The following is a 16,953-nucleotide window of genomic DNA, read 5'->3' on the forward strand; positions in this document are numbered from 1 at the left end:
GAGCGGGACCCGCGGGTCACCGCATGGCACAGAGCGCGCTCGCCTGCCGTCTGAGATCGACGTGGAGGCGAGCCACCAGAAGCTCGCTGCTCTTCACAGCCCAGATCTTCCGTGACATTCCCGACAGATGCAATAGGGAATTCGAAATTCATGTATAGCTAGTAGGGAATGTTGACTTTTAGCTCGCGCGCCTCGTAGCGTCAGGGGACATCCACGCCTCCCTGCGGATCTCCCACGAGGAGGAAGCATGACCGATCTCGATCCCACAGCCGCCGGCGCGCGGGTCGTGCTCGTCACCGGAGCCGCCTCGGGAATCGGGCGGGCCACCGTGGACCTGCTGCTCGCCCGAGGTTCCCGGGTCGTCGCCGTCGATCTCGACGAGCTCGCGATCGAGGGCGAGGTCGTGGCGCTGGCCGGCGACGTGGCCGACGAGGAGACCAACCGCGCCGCCGTGGCGCTGGCCGTCGAGGCGTTCGGGCGGCTGGACGGCGTCGTGCTGAACGCCGGAGCCGGCGGCACCCTGCCGTGGGAGGACCCGGGCGCCGTCGCGGCGGCAGAGCGGATCTTCGCGGTCAACCTTCACGGGCCGATGCTGGGGATCAGGGCGGCCGTTCCCGCGCTGCGCCAGGCCGGGGGCGGCGCCATCGTGGTCACCGCGTCCGTCGCCGGGTTGCGCGCGGATCCGGGCACCTGGGCGTACAACGCGTCCAAGAGCGCGGTGATCAACCTGGTGCGGGCCGCGGCCCTCGACTACGCCGCCGCCGGCATCCGGGTCAACGCCATCGCCCCGGGCCTGACCCGCACCCGGATCATCGAAGGGGCGGATCCGCTGCTGGCGGAGCGGGTGCCGCTGGGGCGCTTCGCCGAGCCGGGGGAGCAGGCCGAGCCGATCGGGTTCCTGCTCTCACCCGCGGCCTCCTACATCACGGGCACGACGCTGGTCGTCGACGGCGGCCTCGACGCCGGTCTCGGCCTCCTCCGCACGTGATTCCGGGCGGAAGACTGGAACGCGCCCGCCCTGGTGCTGTGGCTGGTGCCGATCAGGCCGCCGTCCAGCCGGCCGCGCTGGTGGCGTCATCGTCGAGACCTCTCCCGAGGTCACGCGCACGCACGTCTTCCTGCGCACCTCGAGGGTGACGTCTCCGGGGGCGTCTCGGTGACCGAAATCGAGCGGCGTGGCGCGGACCGGGGAGGATAGCCTCCTCTGCGTGATCTCCCCCGGATCGGCGCGTACCGATCACCTCATGGCGGACCCGTCCTCGTCGTGCGGGCGGTGACCGGTGGAGACTGACGTGCGGCCGGTGACCGGCTCGCTGTGGCGGGACCGCGACTTCCTGATCTTCTGGTGTGCGCAGACGCTGTCGGTGGCCGGCGACTCGTTCGCGCTCATCGCGGTGCCCCTCCTCGTCCTGAACGTCACCGGCTCCGTCGCACAGATGGGCCTGCTCACCGGCGTGTCGGGGGCGGCGTCGGTGGCGGCAGGAGTGTTCGCGGGGGTGCTCGCCGACCGGTTCGACCGGCGCCGGCTGCTCATCGTCTGTGACGTCGTCCGGCTCGTCCTGTACGCGGCGATCCCGGTGGTCTGGGCGTTCGGTCAGCACGTGTGGCTCCTGTACAGCGTGCTGCCGCTGGCCGCGGCAGTGGGCATGGTCTTCCAGGTCACGTACGTGTCCGCGGTCCGCGGCCTGGCAGGCGGGGGCCGCGTCACCGAGGCCAACGGCATGTTGTACGCCACGGCCGCCGCGGCGGGCATCCTCGGCCCCACCCTGGCCGGGGTGGTGGCCGGCCACCTGGGCTCGACCGCCGCGATCGCCATCAACGCCGGCAGCTTCGGCCTGTCCGCGGTCGGCGTCCTGCTGACCCGCGCCTCCCGGTACGCCGTTGAGCCGGTGGAGCCCGCTCCCAGGGGACGACCGTGGCGGGAACTGCTGGCCGGGGCGGAGTTCCTGTTCCGGCAGCCGGTGCTGCGGACCCTGACCGTCCTGCTGTCGTTCTTCATCTTCATGACGCTCGGGCTGACGGACATCGTGATCTACCGGCTCAAGCACGACCTCGGCCAGCCGGATTCCGTGGTGGGCGTCGTGCTGGGCGTCGGGGCGGCCGGCACGATGGTCGGCTCGATGCTGGTGGCCCGGGTGCGGCGGACCCTCGGGTTCGGGCCGTCGTGGATCGGGGCGCAGGTCGTGTCGGGGCTCGCCATCCTCGGCCTCGGGCTGGCCGGTTCCGTGTGGGGCGTGGCCGCCATCATGGCGCTCTACCTGGCGTGCGTCAGCGTGGCCGGCATCTGCTCCATGTCGCTGCGGCAGCAGGTGACGCCCGCCCACCTGCTGGGCCGGGTGACGTCGGCGTTCTGGACGATCCACTTCTCGCTCGGGCCGGTGGGCGCGGCCGCCCTCGGCTGGGGCGCCGCGCGTTACGGCGCGACTGCGGTGTTCGTCTTCGCGGGGGCGTCCTGCCTGCTGCTGGCGCTGGTCGCACTCGTCACGCCCGTACGGCAGCGTCACCCCGAGCGCGCGTGACCCCGATTGGCTCATCCATCGGCCTGGCACCCCCGTACCGCCGTGATGAGCTGGACCGCGCCGCAGATCCGGCCAAAGCCCAGGCGCGCAGGGGGCCTTGACCGCCTTGGCCTCATCGCGGGCGTCGCCCACCATCGAATCTGACATGGAGGCCGCACGTTCTCCACGCACCGGTCGTGGTGGCGCATCGCCGACGGTGCAGGTTCAGGCTGGCGGCCAGTTTCTGAGGACGGTGTCGAGGGCGTCCAGGGCTCTGGACCACGAGACGTCCACCTCGCGCGGGTGGCGGCGGAACCCGCCCTGCGTCTCCAGGTTCACATACCCGTGGAACGTGCTGTGCAGCATCCGGACCGCGTCCGTCTGGTCGGGCTCCGACAGTTCGTATCCGCGCAGGATCGCCCGTGTCATCTCCGCGTGCCGGCCCGCCGCGCTGGTGGCCGCCGTCTCCGGGTCCAGCTTGGTCTGCGTCGCGGCGTACCTGCCCGGATGTTCTTTCGCGTAGTCCCTGTAAGTGTTCGCGAAGGCCACCAGCGCGTCCTTGCCCGCGCGGCCGGCCAAGGCGGCGGCGGCCCTGTCGGCGAGCTCCGCCAGGGCCAGCAACGCCGTCCTGACCCTCAGGTCCTGCGCGTCCTTGATGTGCGCGTACAGGGCCGCGGGCTTGACGCCGAATCTGCGCGCGAGCGCCGAGACGGTCACGTTCTGGAAGCCGATCTCGTCGGCCAGGTCCGCCGCCGCCTGGGTCAGGCGTTCGGCGGTCAATCCCGCGCGTGCCATGTGCCGCCCTTCTCGCTGCTTACACGTATTAAGTATTTGCATAGTACATTTAAGGAAGCTAGCCTCCCCACCCATGAGACCAGTCACCGAGCGCGATATCCGCACATCATTCGTCAACTGTTCCAAAGGGGAGGCCAAGCGTCTCGGCCTCCCCAAAGACCTCGCAGACCATCCCTGGGAAGCCCTCGACTTCCTCGGCTGGCGAGATCCAGGTGCGCCCGAACGCGCCTACCTGATCGCCGAACGCGACGGCCCTCTCGTGGGCATCGCGCTCCGGGGGACACCCGGCGCGTCGCGCGGCTTCACCTCACGCAGCATGTGCTCGCTGTGCCTGACCACGCACACCAGCGGCGGCGTAGCGCTGATGACCGCGCGCCGAACCGGCGAGTCCGGTCGCCAGGGCAACTCGGTCGGGCAATACATGTGCACGGATCTCGCCTGCTCCCTCTACACCCGCGGGAAGAAGGAAGCCGCAGGGGGCGGAGTCATCGATGAGTCCCTCACCCTGGAGGAGAAGGTCGCCCGTACCCGGGCCAACCTGTACTCCTTCCTGGACAAGGTGGTCGGGTGACCCGCCTTGCGCAGCACCGTCCGGAGATCGCTCATGGCCACACCGTGAGCACATCGACGCACGGCATCAGCGACTTGGCGGCGTACCTGCCCGTGTGGGTCCGGGCCGGCGACCGTGTCGCGAGCCCACGGTCGATCCAGTGCGGGGATGGACTCGTCGTCGCCGACGTGTTGGTGGGATAGACGCCACCGCAGCGACCTACGAGGCGCTGGGATTCACCCTCAGCCCGTTGTCCATGCACATGGGATCCGACCGGCCCGGCGGCGAACGCCAGCCCATGGGCGCGGGCACCGGATTGACCACCGATCGAACTGCAACTAACCTCGTTACAGTTCGATAGGCGCCGCGGCGGAGCGCGAGGGGGTCACAATGGGTCTCAGCAGCAGGAGCGCGGTCGCGATTCACGCGCTCACATTGTTGGCGCGCTGGGGTGACAAGTCGCTGACCTCCGCGGAGATCGCGGACAGCCTGGCGAGCAATCCGGTTCTCGTGCGGCGCATCCTCGGCAGCCTGCGGGACGCCGGCCTGGTGTGGTCCACCGAGGGGCGGGGTGGCGGCTGGTCCCTTGCCCGCGCCCCACGCGAGATCACGCTCTACGACGCGTTCACCGCCGTCGAGGCGGGGCCGATCCTTTCGCGGCACGCCCATCCGCCCAGCGCCGAATGCGAGGTCGGGCGCAACATCCAGGCCCTGCTCGAGGTGGAGTTCCGAGACGCGGAACGGGCGATGCAAGAACGGCTCGGCCGAACGACCATCGCCCATCTGCTCCGGCAGGTGCTGGATCTCGAACGTGAACTCGCGCTACCGAATCGCTAGCCGAGCAGCGGCGGAGGGAAGTCCTCCGCCGTTCTCTTTCCCCTAACTGTAACTACAACAGTGGCAGTAAATGCCGTACGGAGGATGCGTCGGATGACACCCACGTCGATCACAACCGAACGAACCGGCTCAGGGCCGGCCCTGTTGGCAGTGCTCATGCCGGCGATGCTCGCCACGGTCATCGCCAGCGACATGGTCAATCTCATGCTCCCGTCGATCGGAGCGGAGTTCGGGGCATCCGAGGCGGAGCTCGCGTGGGTCGTCACCGGCTTCCTGCTGATGTTCTCGGTCGGTATCCCCTTTTATGGCCGCATCTCCGACCGAGTGAGCCTGCGGCGTCTCTTCTGTTTCGCCCTGCTGACCTACGCCGCCGGGAGCCTGATCTGCGCGCTCGCCCCGGATCTCCTCGTGCTCGTGCTCGGGCGGATCGTGATGGGGGTAGGCGCGGCCGCGATACCCGTGCTCTCGATCATTGCCATCACCAGGTTGATGCCGGTGGACAAGCGAGGGATGGGGATCGGCGTCGTCTCCGCGGCCTCCGGTATCGGTACCGCCGCCGGACCAGCCGTCGGCGGCGGGATCGGCCAATTCCTCGGATGGCCCGCGCTGTTCTGGCTCATGCTCCTGGTCGCGTTGGTCCTGCTTCCCGCGGCGTTGCGCGTGCTACCGGGCGAGCCCCCGGCGGGTGCGGGCCGGTTCGACCTTTTCGGCGGCATCCTCCTGGGCCTCGGTGCCGGGCTGGTTCTGTTCGGCATCACCCAGGCACAGGTCGCCGGCTTGGCCGCACCCTCGTCCTGGGTCAGCCTCGTGGTGGCAGTCGTGGCCATCGCGCTCTTCGGGTGGCGCACCGTCCGCGTCGCGCAGCCGTTCGTCCCGCCCGCGCTGTTCACCAACCGGGTCTACCGGGCCGCGGTCGTCGTCGCGTTTCTGGCCATGATCGTCAATCTCGGCGGCCTGGTATTCGTTCCGCTGCTGGTGGTTGACGTCAACGGTCTCGGCCCGGGGGCGGGGGCCCTGGTCATGATCCCGGCCGGGGTCGCCGTCGCCGTCGTCTCGCCGTTGATCGGCCGCCTCGCCGACCGCATCGGCACCAGACCCCTGGTGCTGACCGGCCTCGCGGCCATCGGACTGTTCGCCCTGTTCCTCTCGACCTTCGCGGGAGGCACGTCGGTGATCCCCGCGGGGGTCGGGATTCTCGGTCTCAGCGTCGGCTTCATCTTCGTGATGACCCCGCTGATCAGCGCCGCGGCGAGCGCGTTGCCGGCCGATCAGGTCGGCGGCGGCCTCGGGATCCTTCAAGGAGCCCAGTTCCTCGGCGCCGGCACGGGCCCGGCCCTGGTCGGTGTGCTGGTGGCCGCACGGCAGCAAAGCGGCAGCGGCGCCATCAACCCCCTGTACCCCGGTCACGAAGGTGCTGCCTTCTCCGACGCCTTCCTGACCATGGCCGCGGTCGTGGTCCTCGCGTTGATCGTCGCGTTCCGGATGCGCCCCGCGGCAGCCCCCGCGGCCACGCCGTCCCGCGACGCGGACAACGTCCACTAGGACACGGTCCGGCCAACTCAGCCGGCAAGCGGCTGATCGCGGTGTGCTCGGATACACGCTGTGGGGGCTCGATCTCGGCCGGCGTCCAGCTGCCCACCGCACCCGCCAGCCAGCCAGCAGCCTTCCGGTTGGCCGACACCGAGGGGGCCTTCAGCCAAGCCGAGTCCCTCCGCCTGTCGAGGCCTGATCCGATGCGGGGTCATCGAGCCATCGCTCGAACCACGCGCGGGTGCGCCGGAGTAGGTCGAGTTGGTGGTTGCGCTCCTGGATCGAGTGGCCTTCCCTGGGATAGACGACGAACTCGTGCTCGATTCCGAACCACCGCAGGGCGCGGTGGAAGAACGTCGCCTGGCCGACCGGCACGTTCGTGTCGTCCTCGCCATGCAGGATCAGCACCGGGGTGCGGACCTTCGAGGCGAACGCGATCGGGCTGACCCGGTCGTGCCGGTGCGGACCGGGTCCCTCCCAGCCGCAACTACCACCGAGTCCCGCCTCCAGGGTCCCTCCCTCGCCGGTCGCGACGAGCATTCCCCAGTCGCTGATGCCGGCGCCCATCAACGCCGCCTTGAAGCGGCCGGTCTGCCCCACGGCCCAGGCGGGGCGGCGTAGGCCCCTGAGCAGCAACCAATCGGCCAGTGGCGTTAGCGAGCCGTCGGGGTGTGATTTACCGCCACTGGCGGTGCCGATGCGGGTGGTCGTCTGTCAGCACCTCGCCGCGCTTGTGGGTGGCGTCGGCGAGGTAGAGGATCCGCTCCCTCCACCGGCAACCTCGACCGCGCGCTGCCAGCTTGCTCGGGCACCCAGAACGTACGCCACTCAGACGCCAGATCTCCCGCTGAATCACCGTCAACACGTTGGTCCGCGACCCGGCACTATGGCGGGATCAGGCGATGAGCAGGCGCAGGCCGAGCTCTGCCGCGTCGAGGCCGGAGAGGTCGCGGTTGCGCGCGGCCCACCGGCCGGATGCGAGGTCATCACGGAGGCTGTGCACTGCCCGCTGCTCGGCATCCGGGCCGACCCTGGCCCAGATCGACATTCCGCGGCGGACATGCTCGTCCAGGTATGCCTCGGGCCGGCGCCAGAAGGCGTGGTAGAAGCCGTCAGCGCAGTCCCACGGAACGAGCACCGGCTCGGTCCGAGCTCCGATCGCACCGACCAGCTCTGTCAGCGAAGGCCGGCCAGCCCAGAGGCCGGCGAACTCGGGCACGTAGTCACGATTCAGCCAGAAGAGATCGGCGTCATTGCCGTCACAGGTGAACACGACCACGCGGCGAGCGACACGCCGCATCTCGCGCAGGCCCGCGATCGGGTCCTGCCAGTGATCGATGGTAGCGAAAGCCATCGCGGCGTCGAAGGACTGGTCCTCGAACGGGAGACTCTCCGCGGTGGCATCGACGCACGGCGCTGCGCCTGCGGGGCGCTGCGCCCGCATGACCGCCGATGGCTCTACCGCAGTCACGTCGAGGCCGGGAGGCTCGTAGGACCCGGTGCCGGCCCCAACGTTCAGCACGGTCCGCGCATCGCCGAGCGCAGTCCAGATCTGCTCGGCGATCCGCGGCTCGGTGCGCCGCGTCACGGTGTAGGTAGCGCCGATGGCGTCATACAACTGCGCGCTGGACATCGGGCTGCCTCCATCTCCGTCAGCAGATCATGTGGCAGCCTGCCAACCTGATGTATTGAGTCGATATATCGAAAAGATACTATGCTACCCCATTCAGACACCAGATCTTCCGCTGAATCACCATCAACACGTTGATCCAACAGGGAAGATCGCGCTGGAGACCGCTCCCCAGGCCGGCGCTCCACCGAGCTGGTCGGCGGCGACCACCGGCCCTAGCACCGTGACGCCGGCGGCCCAGGGGGTTGAGGAACATCCGTGCCAGATCGTGCGCTAAGGATTCGTCGGCCCTGGTGGGCGACTGACGGAGTGTCGGCGACCGAACCCTTCTGAAGTCGTTCCGCGGATAACGCCCTATTATCCGTGGCATCGCTGATCACGACCTGCGGCGACGTTCGCAAAAGGCCGTGCGCGAAGAGGCCCTGTTATCTGTGGTAAGGGAGGGGATCGTGCCCGCGGTCGTGCAGCTGCCCGCCGGAAAGGTGTTGACGGTCCGCACGGCGGCCGATGTCTTCCTCGACTCGCTTGGCAACGCCAACACCCTCCCGTCGTACGGCATCGGGGTCGGCAAGACCGCCGAGCGGCTCGGCGAGGCCCGCCCGCTCGCTACCGTCGCGGACGACGAGAACGGCGGCGCCCTCGAACTCCTGTGGGGCGAATCGGCGGTCAACACCTGGAACGCCCGCCGGGCGGCGGTGCTGTCGTGGCTGGGCTGGTGCGGCGAGCGCGGCTACGACGCTCCGGCGGTGCCGGCCTGGGTGAAGCGGATGCCGCCACCAGACTCGGAGACCCCAGCCCGCTCGAAGATGGCGATCGACCGGCTGATCGCCCGTCGCGACATCCATCTGCGGGAGAAGACTCTGTGGCGGATGCTGTACGAGACGGTCGCGCGGTCGGAGGAGCGGTGCCGGTGCTTGCAGGACAAGGTGGCGTAGCGCGGAGGTGCGGCTGTTCAGGGCCGGGATCTGGTGATCGCGAAGACGCTTTTCGACGGTGTCGGCTGTCATGGGCTGGCCACCGCAGCGGCCGGGGAAGAGCCGGCGGGAGTTCCGATGGGTGGCGGTGGTGAGGTTGAGACGCTGGCTGAGGTGCTGAAGCAGCAGGTCGGCGAAGGGCTGCGGGACGGGCAGTCGCAGGATCGCCGAGGCGGAGGTTGACCTGGTCGTCGTGGTGGCTGACGTCGTCGATGGTCAGGCGCAGAATCCGGTCAGGGGCTGGGCATAGAGCAGCACCATGGTAGCCGCGACCAGGGTGAGCAGGGGGATCTGCTCCTCGGTGAGGAGTCGACGCAGAGCGGCCAGACGCTGGTGCCGGCTGATGGGCGCCGGGCTGATGGTGGCCTGGTGAGGCATTCGCGAACCCCACCGAACGCCTCCTCACGCACCTCCTCCTCCGCCTCTGACACGAGCCGACCGTCTGGGTACGCGAGCCGACCGTCCAAATGCGCTTGTCCGCCATTGCGGCACCGCACTACCTTGCCGATGTGGATCTCTTCTCACGCTCTTGGACGGCGTTGCGCACGGCGGTCGCCGAACTCCCGGACGAGGACTTCGCACAGCCGTCCGGCTGTACCGGCTGGCTCGTGCGGGATCTGGTGTGCCATCTGGTCATCGACGCTCAGGACGTCCTGATCACCCTCGTGACCCCCGCCGAAACGGAACCGACCCGCGACGCGGTGACCTACTGGGACGTCGCCGAAACGCCGCCGACCGGCGACGACCCGCTCGACGCGCTGATCGTCCGGCTGGCCGCCGCGTACGAGGAGCCTCGGCTGCTCAAGTTCCACTTCGACGACGTCGGCTCCGCCGCCGGCCGCGCCGCCGAACTCGCCGACCCGAGCCTCCGTGTCGGCACCCGCGACGAGGTCCTCACCGCGGGCGACTACCTCTCCGCGTACGTCCTGGAGTGGACGCTGCACCACCTCGACCTGGTCGCGCACCTCCCGGACGCCGCGGAACCGCCCGCGGAGGGGCTCGCCCGGTCCCGCGAGATCCTGGAGAAGATCGCCGGGACCGCGTTCCCCGCGTCGTTCTCCGACAAGGACGCGCTGCTGGTCGGCACCGGACGGCGTGCCCCGACCGACGCGGAGAAGGCCGAACTGGGCGAGCTGGCCGCGAAACTCCCGTTCGTCCTCGGATGATCGTCTGGCTGAACGGGACCTTCGGCGCGGGAACTGGTCACCTGGCTTCCCGATGCGCGGATCTTCGACGCCGAGCACGTCGGTTTCCTGCTCCGGCAGGTACTTCCCGAGCCGCCGGGCGACTTCCAGCACCTGCCGCCGGCGCGACGGCGGATCACGCCCGGAGGTGCTGGTCACCGACTCCGGCTCCTATGTTGTTACATGGACACCTCTCGTCCCGCAGGCTCCACTGGACACAAGTCTGACCAGTTCGTCAGCCGAGTGGGACCCGGCTTACGGAGGTGTCGGTGCGGGTCCGAAAGCAGCGCTTGGAGAGTGGCACGCGGGTCGAACTGCTCGATGAGGCGGGCGAACCGGTTGAGGTCGTCTCGGGATTCCTGCGGTCGCTGGCGGCCCGCGACTACTCACCCAACACGCTCGTTGCCTACGCGCACGACCTTCGCCACCTATGGTGCTTCTTCGCTCGCGAAGGGCTGACCTGGCAGGAGTTCGCCCCGCCGCAGGCACTGGCGTTGCTGGAGCACTTACGATCAGTGCCCTCGCGCCGGCCTCGGCAGCGGATGTCGCTGACCGTTGCCACGGTCGACGCCGAGGGGCCGGGCACCAAGCTGGCCCCGGCCACCGTGAATCGCATCCTGGCACCGGTTTCCTCTTTCTACGAGTACGTCATCATGGCGGGTCAGTACGGCCGCGCGAATCCCATCGAGAAGCGGCCCGACCCGGCACTGCAGCGGGTCTCGGAACGGCACCGCCCGTTCATGGGCCGTGCCAGCCCGGCAGAAGCCAATCCGCCGTAGCGTCCGCGTCAAGACCGTCCAGCGCATCCCACGACCGCTGGAGGAGGCCCAGATCCAGGCGCTACTGAGACAGCTCAAACGGCTGCGTGACCAGGCCATCGTCCTGCTCATGCTGCAAGGCGGCCTGCGTCCCGGCCTCAGCTACGACGGGCTGGTGCGTATGTTCTCCCGGGCCGCCGCCAGAGCGAAAATCCGGGAACCGTGGGTGACTCCGCACGCCTGTCGGCACACACACGCCACCCGTATGTGGGAGGGCGGAATGCGGGAGCTGACCTTGCAAAACGGCTTGGCCACGCCTCTCCGGCGTCGCTACGGGTCTATACCCGGGTCTCCGACCCGCAGGGGGTCTCCGACTACAACCGCGCGCTGGGCGGCCGCGCGGCAGAGGAGGACGGGCCGCGATGACCGCTCGCCATGTCTCGGCCGCTGCCCTCACCGCGATCGCATCGCCGGTCGAACGTCCTCAACCGCAGCACTGTCCCGAGGAGCAGTACGTCGAGCATCTCCGCAGCCAGGGCCTGCACCCGCAGTATCTGAGCGCGAAGCTGCGCCACTACCACGCCTTCAAGGAGCGCTGGCCGGTGCTGGCCGACTGGTTCGACGCGCCCTTGGTGGAGCGCGTCGGACGGCTGCCGGGTGAGCCGCACCATCAGCCGACTCATCCACTGTCGTTTCGTGCCCGCTCGTATTTGATCTACCTGGTCGAGGAGGCCGTGGCGCTCGGCTTCCATCGCGCATCGGCACGGCAGGCGATGACCTGGACGCTCGCCCGCATCGGTCTGCGGACCGGCGCGTTGCACGCCGACGGAGTCAGCGAGGAGCACGTCAACGAGGCGCTGGAGGCCGTCCGTATGTTCAGCGAACGCGCGGGCGCCTACGACGACGGGCGTACCGAGGCACGAGTCCTCTACGCAGAACTGCGTAGACGCTGCCATCCGCTGCCGGAGGCCGCGCCCGCCTCGACGGCGCGACGATCGATTCCGTGAAACCCCTCCCAGGCGCTCGCGCTCGTCACCGGAGCCTCGGCCGGCATAGGCCGAGTCACCGCGCTGCACACGCTGCGGGCGCCCGTCATTCGACCGAAAGGATCCTCAATGTCCGTCCTGTTTGTGCTTGCCGCACAGGCGGCCTCGCCAGTCTGTACGACGCCGGCAGAATGCGCCGGCCAGGGTGTCGATACTTTCCTCGGGACCCCTGAGCGAATCTGGGCCAGTATGGCCGCACTGGTGGCGCTGGGCGGCGTGGTCATCGGCTGGCTGGCGCTGCGCTCCGTCCGTCGTATCGGCAACGGCGGGAGGGGAGCCATCGTGGCCCTGGTGGTGGGGCTGACCGGCGGGCTCAACGGCGCGGTGAAGCTGGCTGTCGCCGACGGTGGTCTCGGCACCGGCAACGGAGTATTCGGGGGGGCCTTGGCCCTGGTGCTTGGGCTGGTCGGTGCGGTCCTCGGCGGGCTGGCTCTGGCCCGCTCCCGCCGCACCGAGCTGAGCGGCTGACCGCAGCGAATACAAGCGCGCGCTCGAGGCCCTGATGGCCGTACACACCTCGATCATCGCACGGCGGCCGCTTCTCGTGATCTTGTACGTATGTACGTACAGGAAGACAGCTCTACATCAACAAGTGCGGCTGCCCTACTAGTCCGACACCTACACCAAGGCCGCGGTCAACGTCTGCCGAAAGGTGAACGCCGCGGCCGCTGCAGCAGGAGGCTGACGTGTTACACGTGATCGGCGCGGGCTTCCCGCGTTCCGGAACCAGATCGATGAAGGCCGCGCTGGAAAGGCTGGGATTCGGTCCCTGCTACCACATGGCCGAAATCGGGAGCAATCCCGACCACGTCGACCGGTGGCTGCCCGCCGCCTCCGGCCTGCCGCTGGACTGGGATAGCGTGCTCGACGGCTACCGATCCACCCAGGACTGGCCGGCCAGTTTCTTCTGGCGCGAGCAGGCGGAGGTCTACCCGGACGCGAAGGTCGTCCTGACCGTCCGCGATCCGCATCGCTGGTATGTCAGCATGCAGGCTCTGATCGCCATCCGCCGGGATGTGCCGCCGGATCTGCCTGAAGCGGGGGCCGCGGTATTCAGGACGATGGAGAGGCTCCGCCCGGTTCTCGATCTCATCGGAGAGTCCACCTTCGGCGATACCTGGGACTTCCAGCGGGGCATGCCCGACGAAGAGATCGCGGTAGCGGCGTTCCACCGTCACGTGGCCGTTGTCCAGAAGAGCCTGCCCGCGGATCGCCTCCTGGTGTTCGACGTCCGCGAGGGCTGGGAGCCGCTCTGCCGGTTCCTGGGCGTCGACGCTCCCGCCGGCGAGCCGTTCCCGCGCCTCAACGACTCCGAGACCATGCAGCGCGCGCTGCAACAACTGTTGACCGATGGCAGCATCGACTCGGCTTTCATTTCCGACACGCACGACTGAACGGCACCTCCGCGCCTTTCCGCAGAAAGGGATCCTCATGTCCGTCCGTCACTTGCTAGCCACCGCCGCAGCCGCCCTGCTCGGAATTTTGGGGCTCGCCACACCGGCAGCCGCGCACGTTTTGGTCCAGCCCGTCGGTGCTTACACCTTGACCGCCGGGCGTCTTTGGTCCGCGGTGGCCGCGCTGCTGGGGCTGGCCGGCGTCGTCATCGGCGGGCTGGCTCTGGCCCGCTCCGCCGGTCGTATCGGCACCGGCAATGGGCGAAGGGGAGCCATCGTGGCCTTGGCGGCGGGGCTGGTCGGCGTGGTCATCGGCGGGCTGGTCGTGGCCGCCGCCGAAGGTGGTCCCGGCACCGGCTACGGAATAGTCGGGGGCTACGTGGCCCTGGTGGTCGGGCCGATCGCCATGGTCCTCGGCGGGCTGGCTCTGGCCCGCTCCCGCCACACCGCCTGACCCAGCCCCGGCGCCGGGCCAGTGCCCGTGTCGTTCTCCAACGGCACCGCCTGGTTCGTACTTGATCCCAGACGTGCCGTATCAGGAGGTCCGCCATAGCGGTTCGGCAGCGCGAACGACGATGCCATGCCAGGAGACGGGATCATGGGCTGCCGAAGCGGCTCAGGAGCTGGTCGGCGGCGGCGAAGTCGCGGACCACGTCCGCGGCCGTGCGCTGGTGGCGCACCAATCCGACGGTCTGGCCCGCGTACTGGTAGGCCGTGTTGAGGTCGCGGCGGGCGGCCTCCAGCTCGGCGCGCGGGAACTGCGCGCGGCCGGGGTAGCGGTCACTCTCGTGGTGCACGAGCACAAGCGGCTCAGCCGCGGCCTCGATCTGGCCGCCCTCGCCGAGCAGCTGCGCGCCGCCGGCATCGGGCTGGAGTTCCTCACCGGAGAGCTGCAGGGCTCCCATGATCCCTCGAGCGTGGTGTTCACCGTGCTTGCGGCCCTGTCCGGGATGGAACGCGAGGACATCCGCGACCGCACCCTGGAGGGCCACGACTCCTCCCGCGCCCGCGGCAAGGCCATCGGCGGCGCCGCCGTCACCGACGAGAACATGCTGTCCATAGCTCTGCACCTGCGCGGTCAGAACCTCAGCCTGCGCGACATCGCCGCCCGGCTCGTCATCACCAGCGGCGCGAAAAAGGGCCGTCACCCCTCGGCCGCGACCGTCCTGCGTATGCTGCGCGACCACGACCAGCAGACCGCGATCTGACCGGCCGGGCCCGTCAAGGCCCGGGGGACGGGGTGTCGGTAAGACTGCTGTCACCCGGTACACGGGATTGCGTTAGTGCAGCTCAGATCCCTTGTTTTGGCGCTGGCGAACGGGTGCACGTCGCTATGCCGCTCACAGCCCCAAATTGATCATGTGCGTTGCGACGCCCCTCTCGAATGCGGAGTGGTGCGTAAATCGGCACCGAGGCCGGCGCCGCGGTGGGATGTATCTGACCAAGCTTGTTGTCTTCGGCGCCGCCGCCGTGCCGACCTCCACCAGCACCGCCATCGGCTTGGCTCTGGCCCCGGCCAGCGCCGCTGGCGCCTGGGCGGGCAGGAAGATCGTCGATGGATTACCCGCCCACGTGTTCGTGCTCGTGGTCGAGGCCAGGTTGATGTTGATCGTGTCCGGACTGCTGCTGGGCCATCACCGGAGGCTGAGCCCTTCGGCGCATGAGGGGGTCCTTCAATTTGCTGCCTCCGGGTTTGGCGGCCTGCGCCGAGGCTGACGGTCGCCTTGTCCATTGCTGGTAGGGCGACATCCTGGACCGGAACTTTCCCCCGTCGGCGTAGCCACGTGCTCGGGTTGGCCACGGGACGGGATGAGCAGCGGACGCCGTTGTAACGTCCGGTAGTCGTTGTGGCGGTGTGTGATTCGCAGAAATACTCAGTTCTGCGAGAGCACAGTGCCGCCCGTTCGATGTCTGGTTTGTCCCCGATCATCGTTCTCAAAACCTCTCGCAAAACATGTCTCTCAGAATGGTCCTTGCGATAGGTTTTGCGACATGGCTGAGTTCGTTGATGCCGCTGCCGCTGTCGAACAGTTCGACTGTCCCATGTGTGAGGCGCCCGCGGGGAGCGCCTGCCGGACCCGAGGAGGCAGGGTCGCTTCCAAGTACCACACGCCCCGCTTCATGCTGGTGCCCCAGCTCCGGGCCGAACTAGAGGTGCGTACCCCGGCCGAGCGCGCCCCGGGCCGCGCCTGGCAGGCGGGTCCCGCGATCGAGGCCGCGCTGCCGGCAGCCGCGGCCAGGCCGACTCGGGTCGGCTACGCCCGATGCAGCACCGCCCAGCAGGAGCTGCAGAGCCAGCTCGACGCTCTCCGCGAGGAGGGCTGCGACCCGATCTTCTCCGAGAAGATCAGCACCCGTATCAAGGTGCGGCCGGAGTTCATCAAGGCGATGGAATACGCGCGCACCATCAAGAAGGCCGTCCCGCACCAGCGGGTTATCTTCACCGTGCACGAGATGAAACGCCTGGGCCGCGGTGCCGCCGAACTGCTGACCATCGCCGAGGAACTGCGCCACCACGACATCGAACTCGAACTGCTGACCGGCCCGCTGCAGGGCATCTACAACCCTTCCGGGCACGGCGCGGCGTTGTTCGCGTTCTTCGCTGGGATGGCGGAGTCCGAACGCGAGTACATCCGCGAAAAGTCGCTGGAAGGCCAGGCGTCTGCCCGCGAGCGCGGCCGGCACGGCGGGCGGCCGAAGGTGTTCGACGACGACATGATCGCCTACGCGCGGACGTTGCGCGAGCGCGGCGTGGCCGTGCCCGACATCGCCCGCAAGCTGGTCATCCCCACCGGCAAGAACAAGGGACGGCGCCCGTCGGTGGCCAGCGTCTACCGCATCCTGGCCGACAGCGCATCCAATCAGGACACTGCCGACGCCGCCGGTCTCGGCTGACGTGCGTGCGGATCAGGCGCCGCCGATGGCGGGAGGGTCAGCATCGACGCTGTGGCCAGGACTAATGGCTGCTTTCGCTGTTCTACGGCGGCGGGCGGTGTATTGGATCGACGGTGTGGTGTCAGGAGAAGAGGCGGTTGGGGTGTATGCCGTCCACCAGCCCGGTGTCCGGGGGGTGGATGCTGTAGCCGAGCATCTGGCGGGTCCGGTTGCTGAGCTGGCGGGCCACCTGCCTGCCGGGGGAGAGGGTGAATGCCTCCCGGGTGCGTAGCCACGGCTCGCAGTACTGCGCGGTGACGGTTAAGGACGGCGCGGCCGATTGCGGGGGCCGGCCGTGCCAGAGGGTGCCGAGGAGCAGGGTGCAGGAGCCAGGCGGCGGGGCGAGGGGCGCGCCCGGCGTGGCGGGGTGACGGGAGGCCCAGCGGTGGCTGCCCGGCCACACCGTCACCGTGGTGCCCGGGTCGAGGGCCCAGAGGGCGGCGATGGACAGGGCGGGGCGGGGGCGGGCGAGCGGGTAGCGCTGGTCGTCGTAGCTCGCGGGACGGGCGGGCGCGCCGGGGGCGACCTCGACGACTTCCAGCTGGGAGAGCAGGTAGTTGGGCAGGAGCAGCCGGTCGAGCAGGGCGAGCACGCGGGGGTGGTCGATGAGGGGGTCGGTGGCCCGGGTGTTGTGCAGCACCCCGTACAGGCGGCGGATGTGGCGCGACCTGTAGGGGTCGCGGCCCGCGGGGCCGAGGAGCGGGGTGAGTTCGGCGCGGATATGGCTGCGGGCGGCTGGGGTGAGCAGGTCGGGCATGAGGAGGTAGCCGTCACGGTGGAGTGCGGACATGGCTCCCGCGGTGGCCGACGTCCTGCCCCTGCT

The 16,953-nt window shown here is 69.2% G+C and carries 22 protein-coding genes; 15 read left to right on the plus strand and 7 right to left on the minus strand.

Annotation, left to right across the window (positions count from 1 at the left end; all coding sequences use genetic code 11):
* Nucleotides 1–16: 16 nt before the first annotated feature.
* Entirely contained in the window at nt 17–118 is a 102-nt protein-coding gene (locus tag ACFLIM_RS41340) for a putative leader peptide (RefSeq protein WP_357952425.1), read from the minus strand.
* A 129-nt stretch (nt 119–247) separates the two neighbouring features.
* Here ACFLIM_RS41340 and ACFLIM_RS41345 point away from each other — a divergent pair, with 129 nt between their 5' ends.
* Both ACFLIM_RS41345 and ACFLIM_RS41350 read left to right on the plus strand, forming a co-directional pair.
* Nucleotides 248–988, plus strand: a complete 741-nt coding sequence (locus ACFLIM_RS41345; RefSeq protein ID WP_393174626.1) for an SDR family NAD(P)-dependent oxidoreductase — start codon at nt 248–250, stop codon at nt 986–988.
* Between the two features lie 292 nt (nt 989–1,280).
* Nucleotides 1,281–2,519: an MFS transporter gene (locus tag ACFLIM_RS41350; RefSeq protein WP_393174628.1), complete on the plus strand. Its 1,239-nt coding sequence runs from the start codon at nt 1,281–1,283 to the stop codon at nt 2,517–2,519.
* Nucleotides 2,520–2,723: 204 nt separating this feature from the next.
* Here ACFLIM_RS41350 and ACFLIM_RS41355 read toward each other — a convergent pair whose 3' ends face one another.
* On the minus strand, nt 2,724–3,293 hold the full coding sequence (locus ACFLIM_RS41355; protein ID WP_393174630.1) for a TetR/AcrR family transcriptional regulator: 570 nt from the start codon (nt 3,291–3,293) through the stop codon (nt 2,724–2,726).
* Between the two features lie 73 nt (nt 3,294–3,366).
* Here ACFLIM_RS41355 and ACFLIM_RS41360 point away from each other — a divergent pair, with 73 nt between their 5' ends.
* From ACFLIM_RS41360 to ACFLIM_RS41370, 3 genes are all read left to right on the plus strand, one after another.
* On the plus strand, nt 3,367–3,864 hold the full coding sequence (locus tag ACFLIM_RS41360) for an FBP domain-containing protein (RefSeq protein WP_393174632.1): 498 nt from the start codon (nt 3,367–3,369) through the stop codon (nt 3,862–3,864).
* A 369-nt stretch (nt 3,865–4,233) separates the two neighbouring features.
* Entirely contained in the window at nt 4,234–4,680 is a 447-nt protein-coding gene (locus tag ACFLIM_RS41365; protein WP_393174634.1) for an Rrf2 family transcriptional regulator, read from the plus strand.
* Between the two features lie 156 nt (nt 4,681–4,836).
* Nucleotides 4,837–6,222, plus strand: a complete 1,386-nt coding sequence (locus ACFLIM_RS41370) for an MFS transporter (protein ID WP_393174636.1) — start codon at nt 4,837–4,839, stop codon at nt 6,220–6,222.
* Nucleotides 6,223–6,372: 150 nt separating this feature from the next.
* Here the strand turns inward: ACFLIM_RS41370 and ACFLIM_RS41375 are convergent, their stop codons facing one another.
* Entirely contained in the window at nt 6,373–6,846 is a 474-nt protein-coding gene (locus tag ACFLIM_RS41375) for an alpha/beta hydrolase family protein (RefSeq protein WP_393174638.1), read from the minus strand.
* 259 nt (nt 6,847–7,105) lie between these two features.
* A complete protein-coding gene (locus ACFLIM_RS41380) occupies nt 7,106–7,843 on the minus strand; it encodes a class I SAM-dependent methyltransferase (RefSeq protein ID WP_393174640.1) in 738 nt (245 codons plus the stop codon).
* 446 nt (nt 7,844–8,289) lie between these two features.
* Between ACFLIM_RS41380 and ACFLIM_RS41385 the strand changes: the two genes are divergently transcribed.
* Nucleotides 8,290–8,775, plus strand: a complete 486-nt coding sequence (locus ACFLIM_RS41385) for a hypothetical protein (RefSeq protein ID WP_393174642.1) — start codon at nt 8,290–8,292, stop codon at nt 8,773–8,775.
* Between the two features lie 255 nt (nt 8,776–9,030).
* Here ACFLIM_RS41385 and ACFLIM_RS41390 read toward each other — a convergent pair whose 3' ends face one another.
* A complete protein-coding gene (locus ACFLIM_RS41390; protein ID WP_393174644.1) occupies nt 9,031–9,192 on the minus strand; it encodes a hypothetical protein in 162 nt (53 codons plus the stop codon).
* 131 nt (nt 9,193–9,323) lie between these two features.
* Between ACFLIM_RS41390 and ACFLIM_RS41395 the strand changes: the two genes are divergently transcribed.
* From ACFLIM_RS41395 to ACFLIM_RS41420, 6 genes are all read left to right on the plus strand, one after another.
* Nucleotides 9,324–9,980, plus strand: coding sequence for a maleylpyruvate isomerase N-terminal domain-containing protein (locus ACFLIM_RS41395; protein ID WP_393174646.1), 657 nt, complete (start codon nt 9,324–9,326; stop codon nt 9,978–9,980).
* A gap of 287 nt (nt 9,981–10,267) precedes the next feature.
* Complete coding sequence (locus ACFLIM_RS41400) at nt 10,268–10,777, plus strand: site-specific integrase (RefSeq protein ID WP_393174648.1); 510 nt, start codon at nt 10,268–10,270, stop codon at nt 10,775–10,777.
* 401 nt (nt 10,778–11,178) lie between these two features.
* On the plus strand, nt 11,179–11,763 hold the full coding sequence (locus tag ACFLIM_RS41405; protein ID WP_393174650.1) for a hypothetical protein: 585 nt from the start codon (nt 11,179–11,181) through the stop codon (nt 11,761–11,763).
* 108 nt (nt 11,764–11,871) lie between these two features.
* Nucleotides 11,872–12,270, plus strand: coding sequence for a DUF6223 family protein (locus ACFLIM_RS41410; RefSeq protein ID WP_393174652.1), 399 nt, complete (start codon nt 11,872–11,874; stop codon nt 12,268–12,270).
* 218 nt (nt 12,271–12,488) lie between these two features.
* The gene (locus ACFLIM_RS41415; protein ID WP_393174654.1) at nt 12,489–13,196 is read left to right on the plus strand and encodes a sulfotransferase family protein; all 708 of its coding nucleotides are present in this window, start codon (nt 12,489–12,491) and stop codon (nt 13,194–13,196) included.
* 37 nt (nt 13,197–13,233) lie between these two features.
* Entirely contained in the window at nt 13,234–13,650 is a 417-nt protein-coding gene (locus tag ACFLIM_RS41420; protein WP_393174656.1) for a DUF6223 family protein, read from the plus strand.
* 142 nt (nt 13,651–13,792) lie between these two features.
* On the opposite strand, the gene ACFLIM_RS41425 is transcribed toward ACFLIM_RS41420, so the two are convergent.
* Nucleotides 13,793–13,993 carry a hypothetical protein gene (locus tag ACFLIM_RS41425; protein ID WP_393174658.1) on the minus strand — a complete coding sequence of 67 codons (201 nt, stop codon included), beginning with the start codon at nt 13,991–13,993 and terminating at the stop codon, nt 13,793–13,795.
* On the opposite strand from ACFLIM_RS41425, the gene ACFLIM_RS41430 reads away from it, so the two are divergent.
* From ACFLIM_RS41430 to ACFLIM_RS41440, 3 genes are all read left to right on the plus strand, one after another.
* A complete protein-coding gene (locus ACFLIM_RS41430) occupies nt 13,988–14,404 on the plus strand; it encodes a recombinase family protein (RefSeq protein ID WP_393174660.1) in 417 nt (138 codons plus the stop codon). The genes ACFLIM_RS41425 and ACFLIM_RS41430 overlap by 6 nt on opposite strands.
* Nucleotides 14,405–14,627: 223 nt before the next feature.
* Nucleotides 14,628–14,912, plus strand: coding sequence for a hypothetical protein (locus ACFLIM_RS41435; RefSeq protein WP_393174662.1), 285 nt, complete (start codon nt 14,628–14,630; stop codon nt 14,910–14,912).
* Nucleotides 14,913–15,188: 276 nt separating this feature from the next.
* A complete protein-coding gene (locus tag ACFLIM_RS41440; protein ID WP_449291497.1) occupies nt 15,189–16,091 on the plus strand; it encodes a recombinase family protein in 903 nt (300 codons plus the stop codon).
* Between the two features lie 121 nt (nt 16,092–16,212).
* Here ACFLIM_RS41440 and ACFLIM_RS41445 read toward each other — a convergent pair whose 3' ends face one another.
* Nucleotides 16,213–16,920, minus strand: coding sequence for a phytanoyl-CoA dioxygenase family protein (locus ACFLIM_RS41445; protein WP_393174666.1), 708 nt, complete (start codon nt 16,918–16,920; stop codon nt 16,213–16,215).
* Nucleotides 16,921–16,953: the final 33 nt, after the last annotated feature.

It is taken from the genome of Nonomuraea marmarensis (assembly GCF_043197025.1).
Classification (GTDB): Bacteria; Actinomycetota; Actinomycetes; order Streptosporangiales; family Streptosporangiaceae; genus Nonomuraea; species Nonomuraea marmarensis.

What these genes read in the sequence shown, in the direction of transcription:
- ACFLIM_RS41440 (WP_449291497.1), top strand. Translation starts at nt 15,189, where the DNA reads ATGGCTGAGTTCGTTGATGCCGCTGCCGCTGTCGAACAGTTCGACTGT.
- ACFLIM_RS41340 (WP_357952425.1), bottom strand. Translation starts at nt 118, where the DNA reads ATGTCACGGAAGATCTGGGCTGTGAAGAGCAGCGAGCTTCTGGTGGCT.
- ACFLIM_RS41370 (WP_393174636.1), top strand. Translation starts at nt 4,837, where the DNA reads ATGCCGGCGATGCTCGCCACGGTCATCGCCAGCGACATGGTCAATCTC.
- ACFLIM_RS41345 (WP_393174626.1), top strand. Translation starts at nt 248, where the DNA reads ATGACCGATCTCGATCCCACAGCCGCCGGCGCGCGGGTCGTGCTCGTC.
- ACFLIM_RS41405 (WP_393174650.1), top strand. Translation starts at nt 11,179, where the DNA reads ATGACCGCTCGCCATGTCTCGGCCGCTGCCCTCACCGCGATCGCATCG.
- ACFLIM_RS41410 (WP_393174652.1), top strand. Translation starts at nt 11,872, where the DNA reads ATGTCCGTCCTGTTTGTGCTTGCCGCACAGGCGGCCTCGCCAGTCTGT.
- ACFLIM_RS41365 (WP_393174634.1), top strand. Translation starts at nt 4,234, where the DNA reads ATGGGTCTCAGCAGCAGGAGCGCGGTCGCGATTCACGCGCTCACATTG.
- ACFLIM_RS41380 (WP_393174640.1), bottom strand. Translation starts at nt 7,843, where the DNA reads ATGTCCAGCGCGCAGTTGTATGACGCCATCGGCGCTACCTACACCGTG.
- ACFLIM_RS41360 (WP_393174632.1), top strand. Translation starts at nt 3,367, where the DNA reads ATGAGACCAGTCACCGAGCGCGATATCCGCACATCATTCGTCAACTGT.
- ACFLIM_RS41420 (WP_393174656.1), top strand. Translation starts at nt 13,234, where the DNA reads ATGTCCGTCCGTCACTTGCTAGCCACCGCCGCAGCCGCCCTGCTCGGA.
- ACFLIM_RS41435 (WP_393174662.1), top strand. Translation starts at nt 14,628, where the DNA reads ATGTATCTGACCAAGCTTGTTGTCTTCGGCGCCGCCGCCGTGCCGACC.
- ACFLIM_RS41390 (WP_393174644.1), bottom strand. Translation starts at nt 9,192, where the DNA reads ATGCCTCACCAGGCCACCATCAGCCCGGCGCCCATCAGCCGGCACCAG.
- ACFLIM_RS41355 (WP_393174630.1), bottom strand. Translation starts at nt 3,293, where the DNA reads ATGGCACGCGCGGGATTGACCGCCGAACGCCTGACCCAGGCGGCGGCG.
- ACFLIM_RS41445 (WP_393174666.1), bottom strand. Translation starts at nt 16,920, where the DNA reads ATGTCCGCACTCCACCGTGACGGCTACCTCCTCATGCCCGACCTGCTC.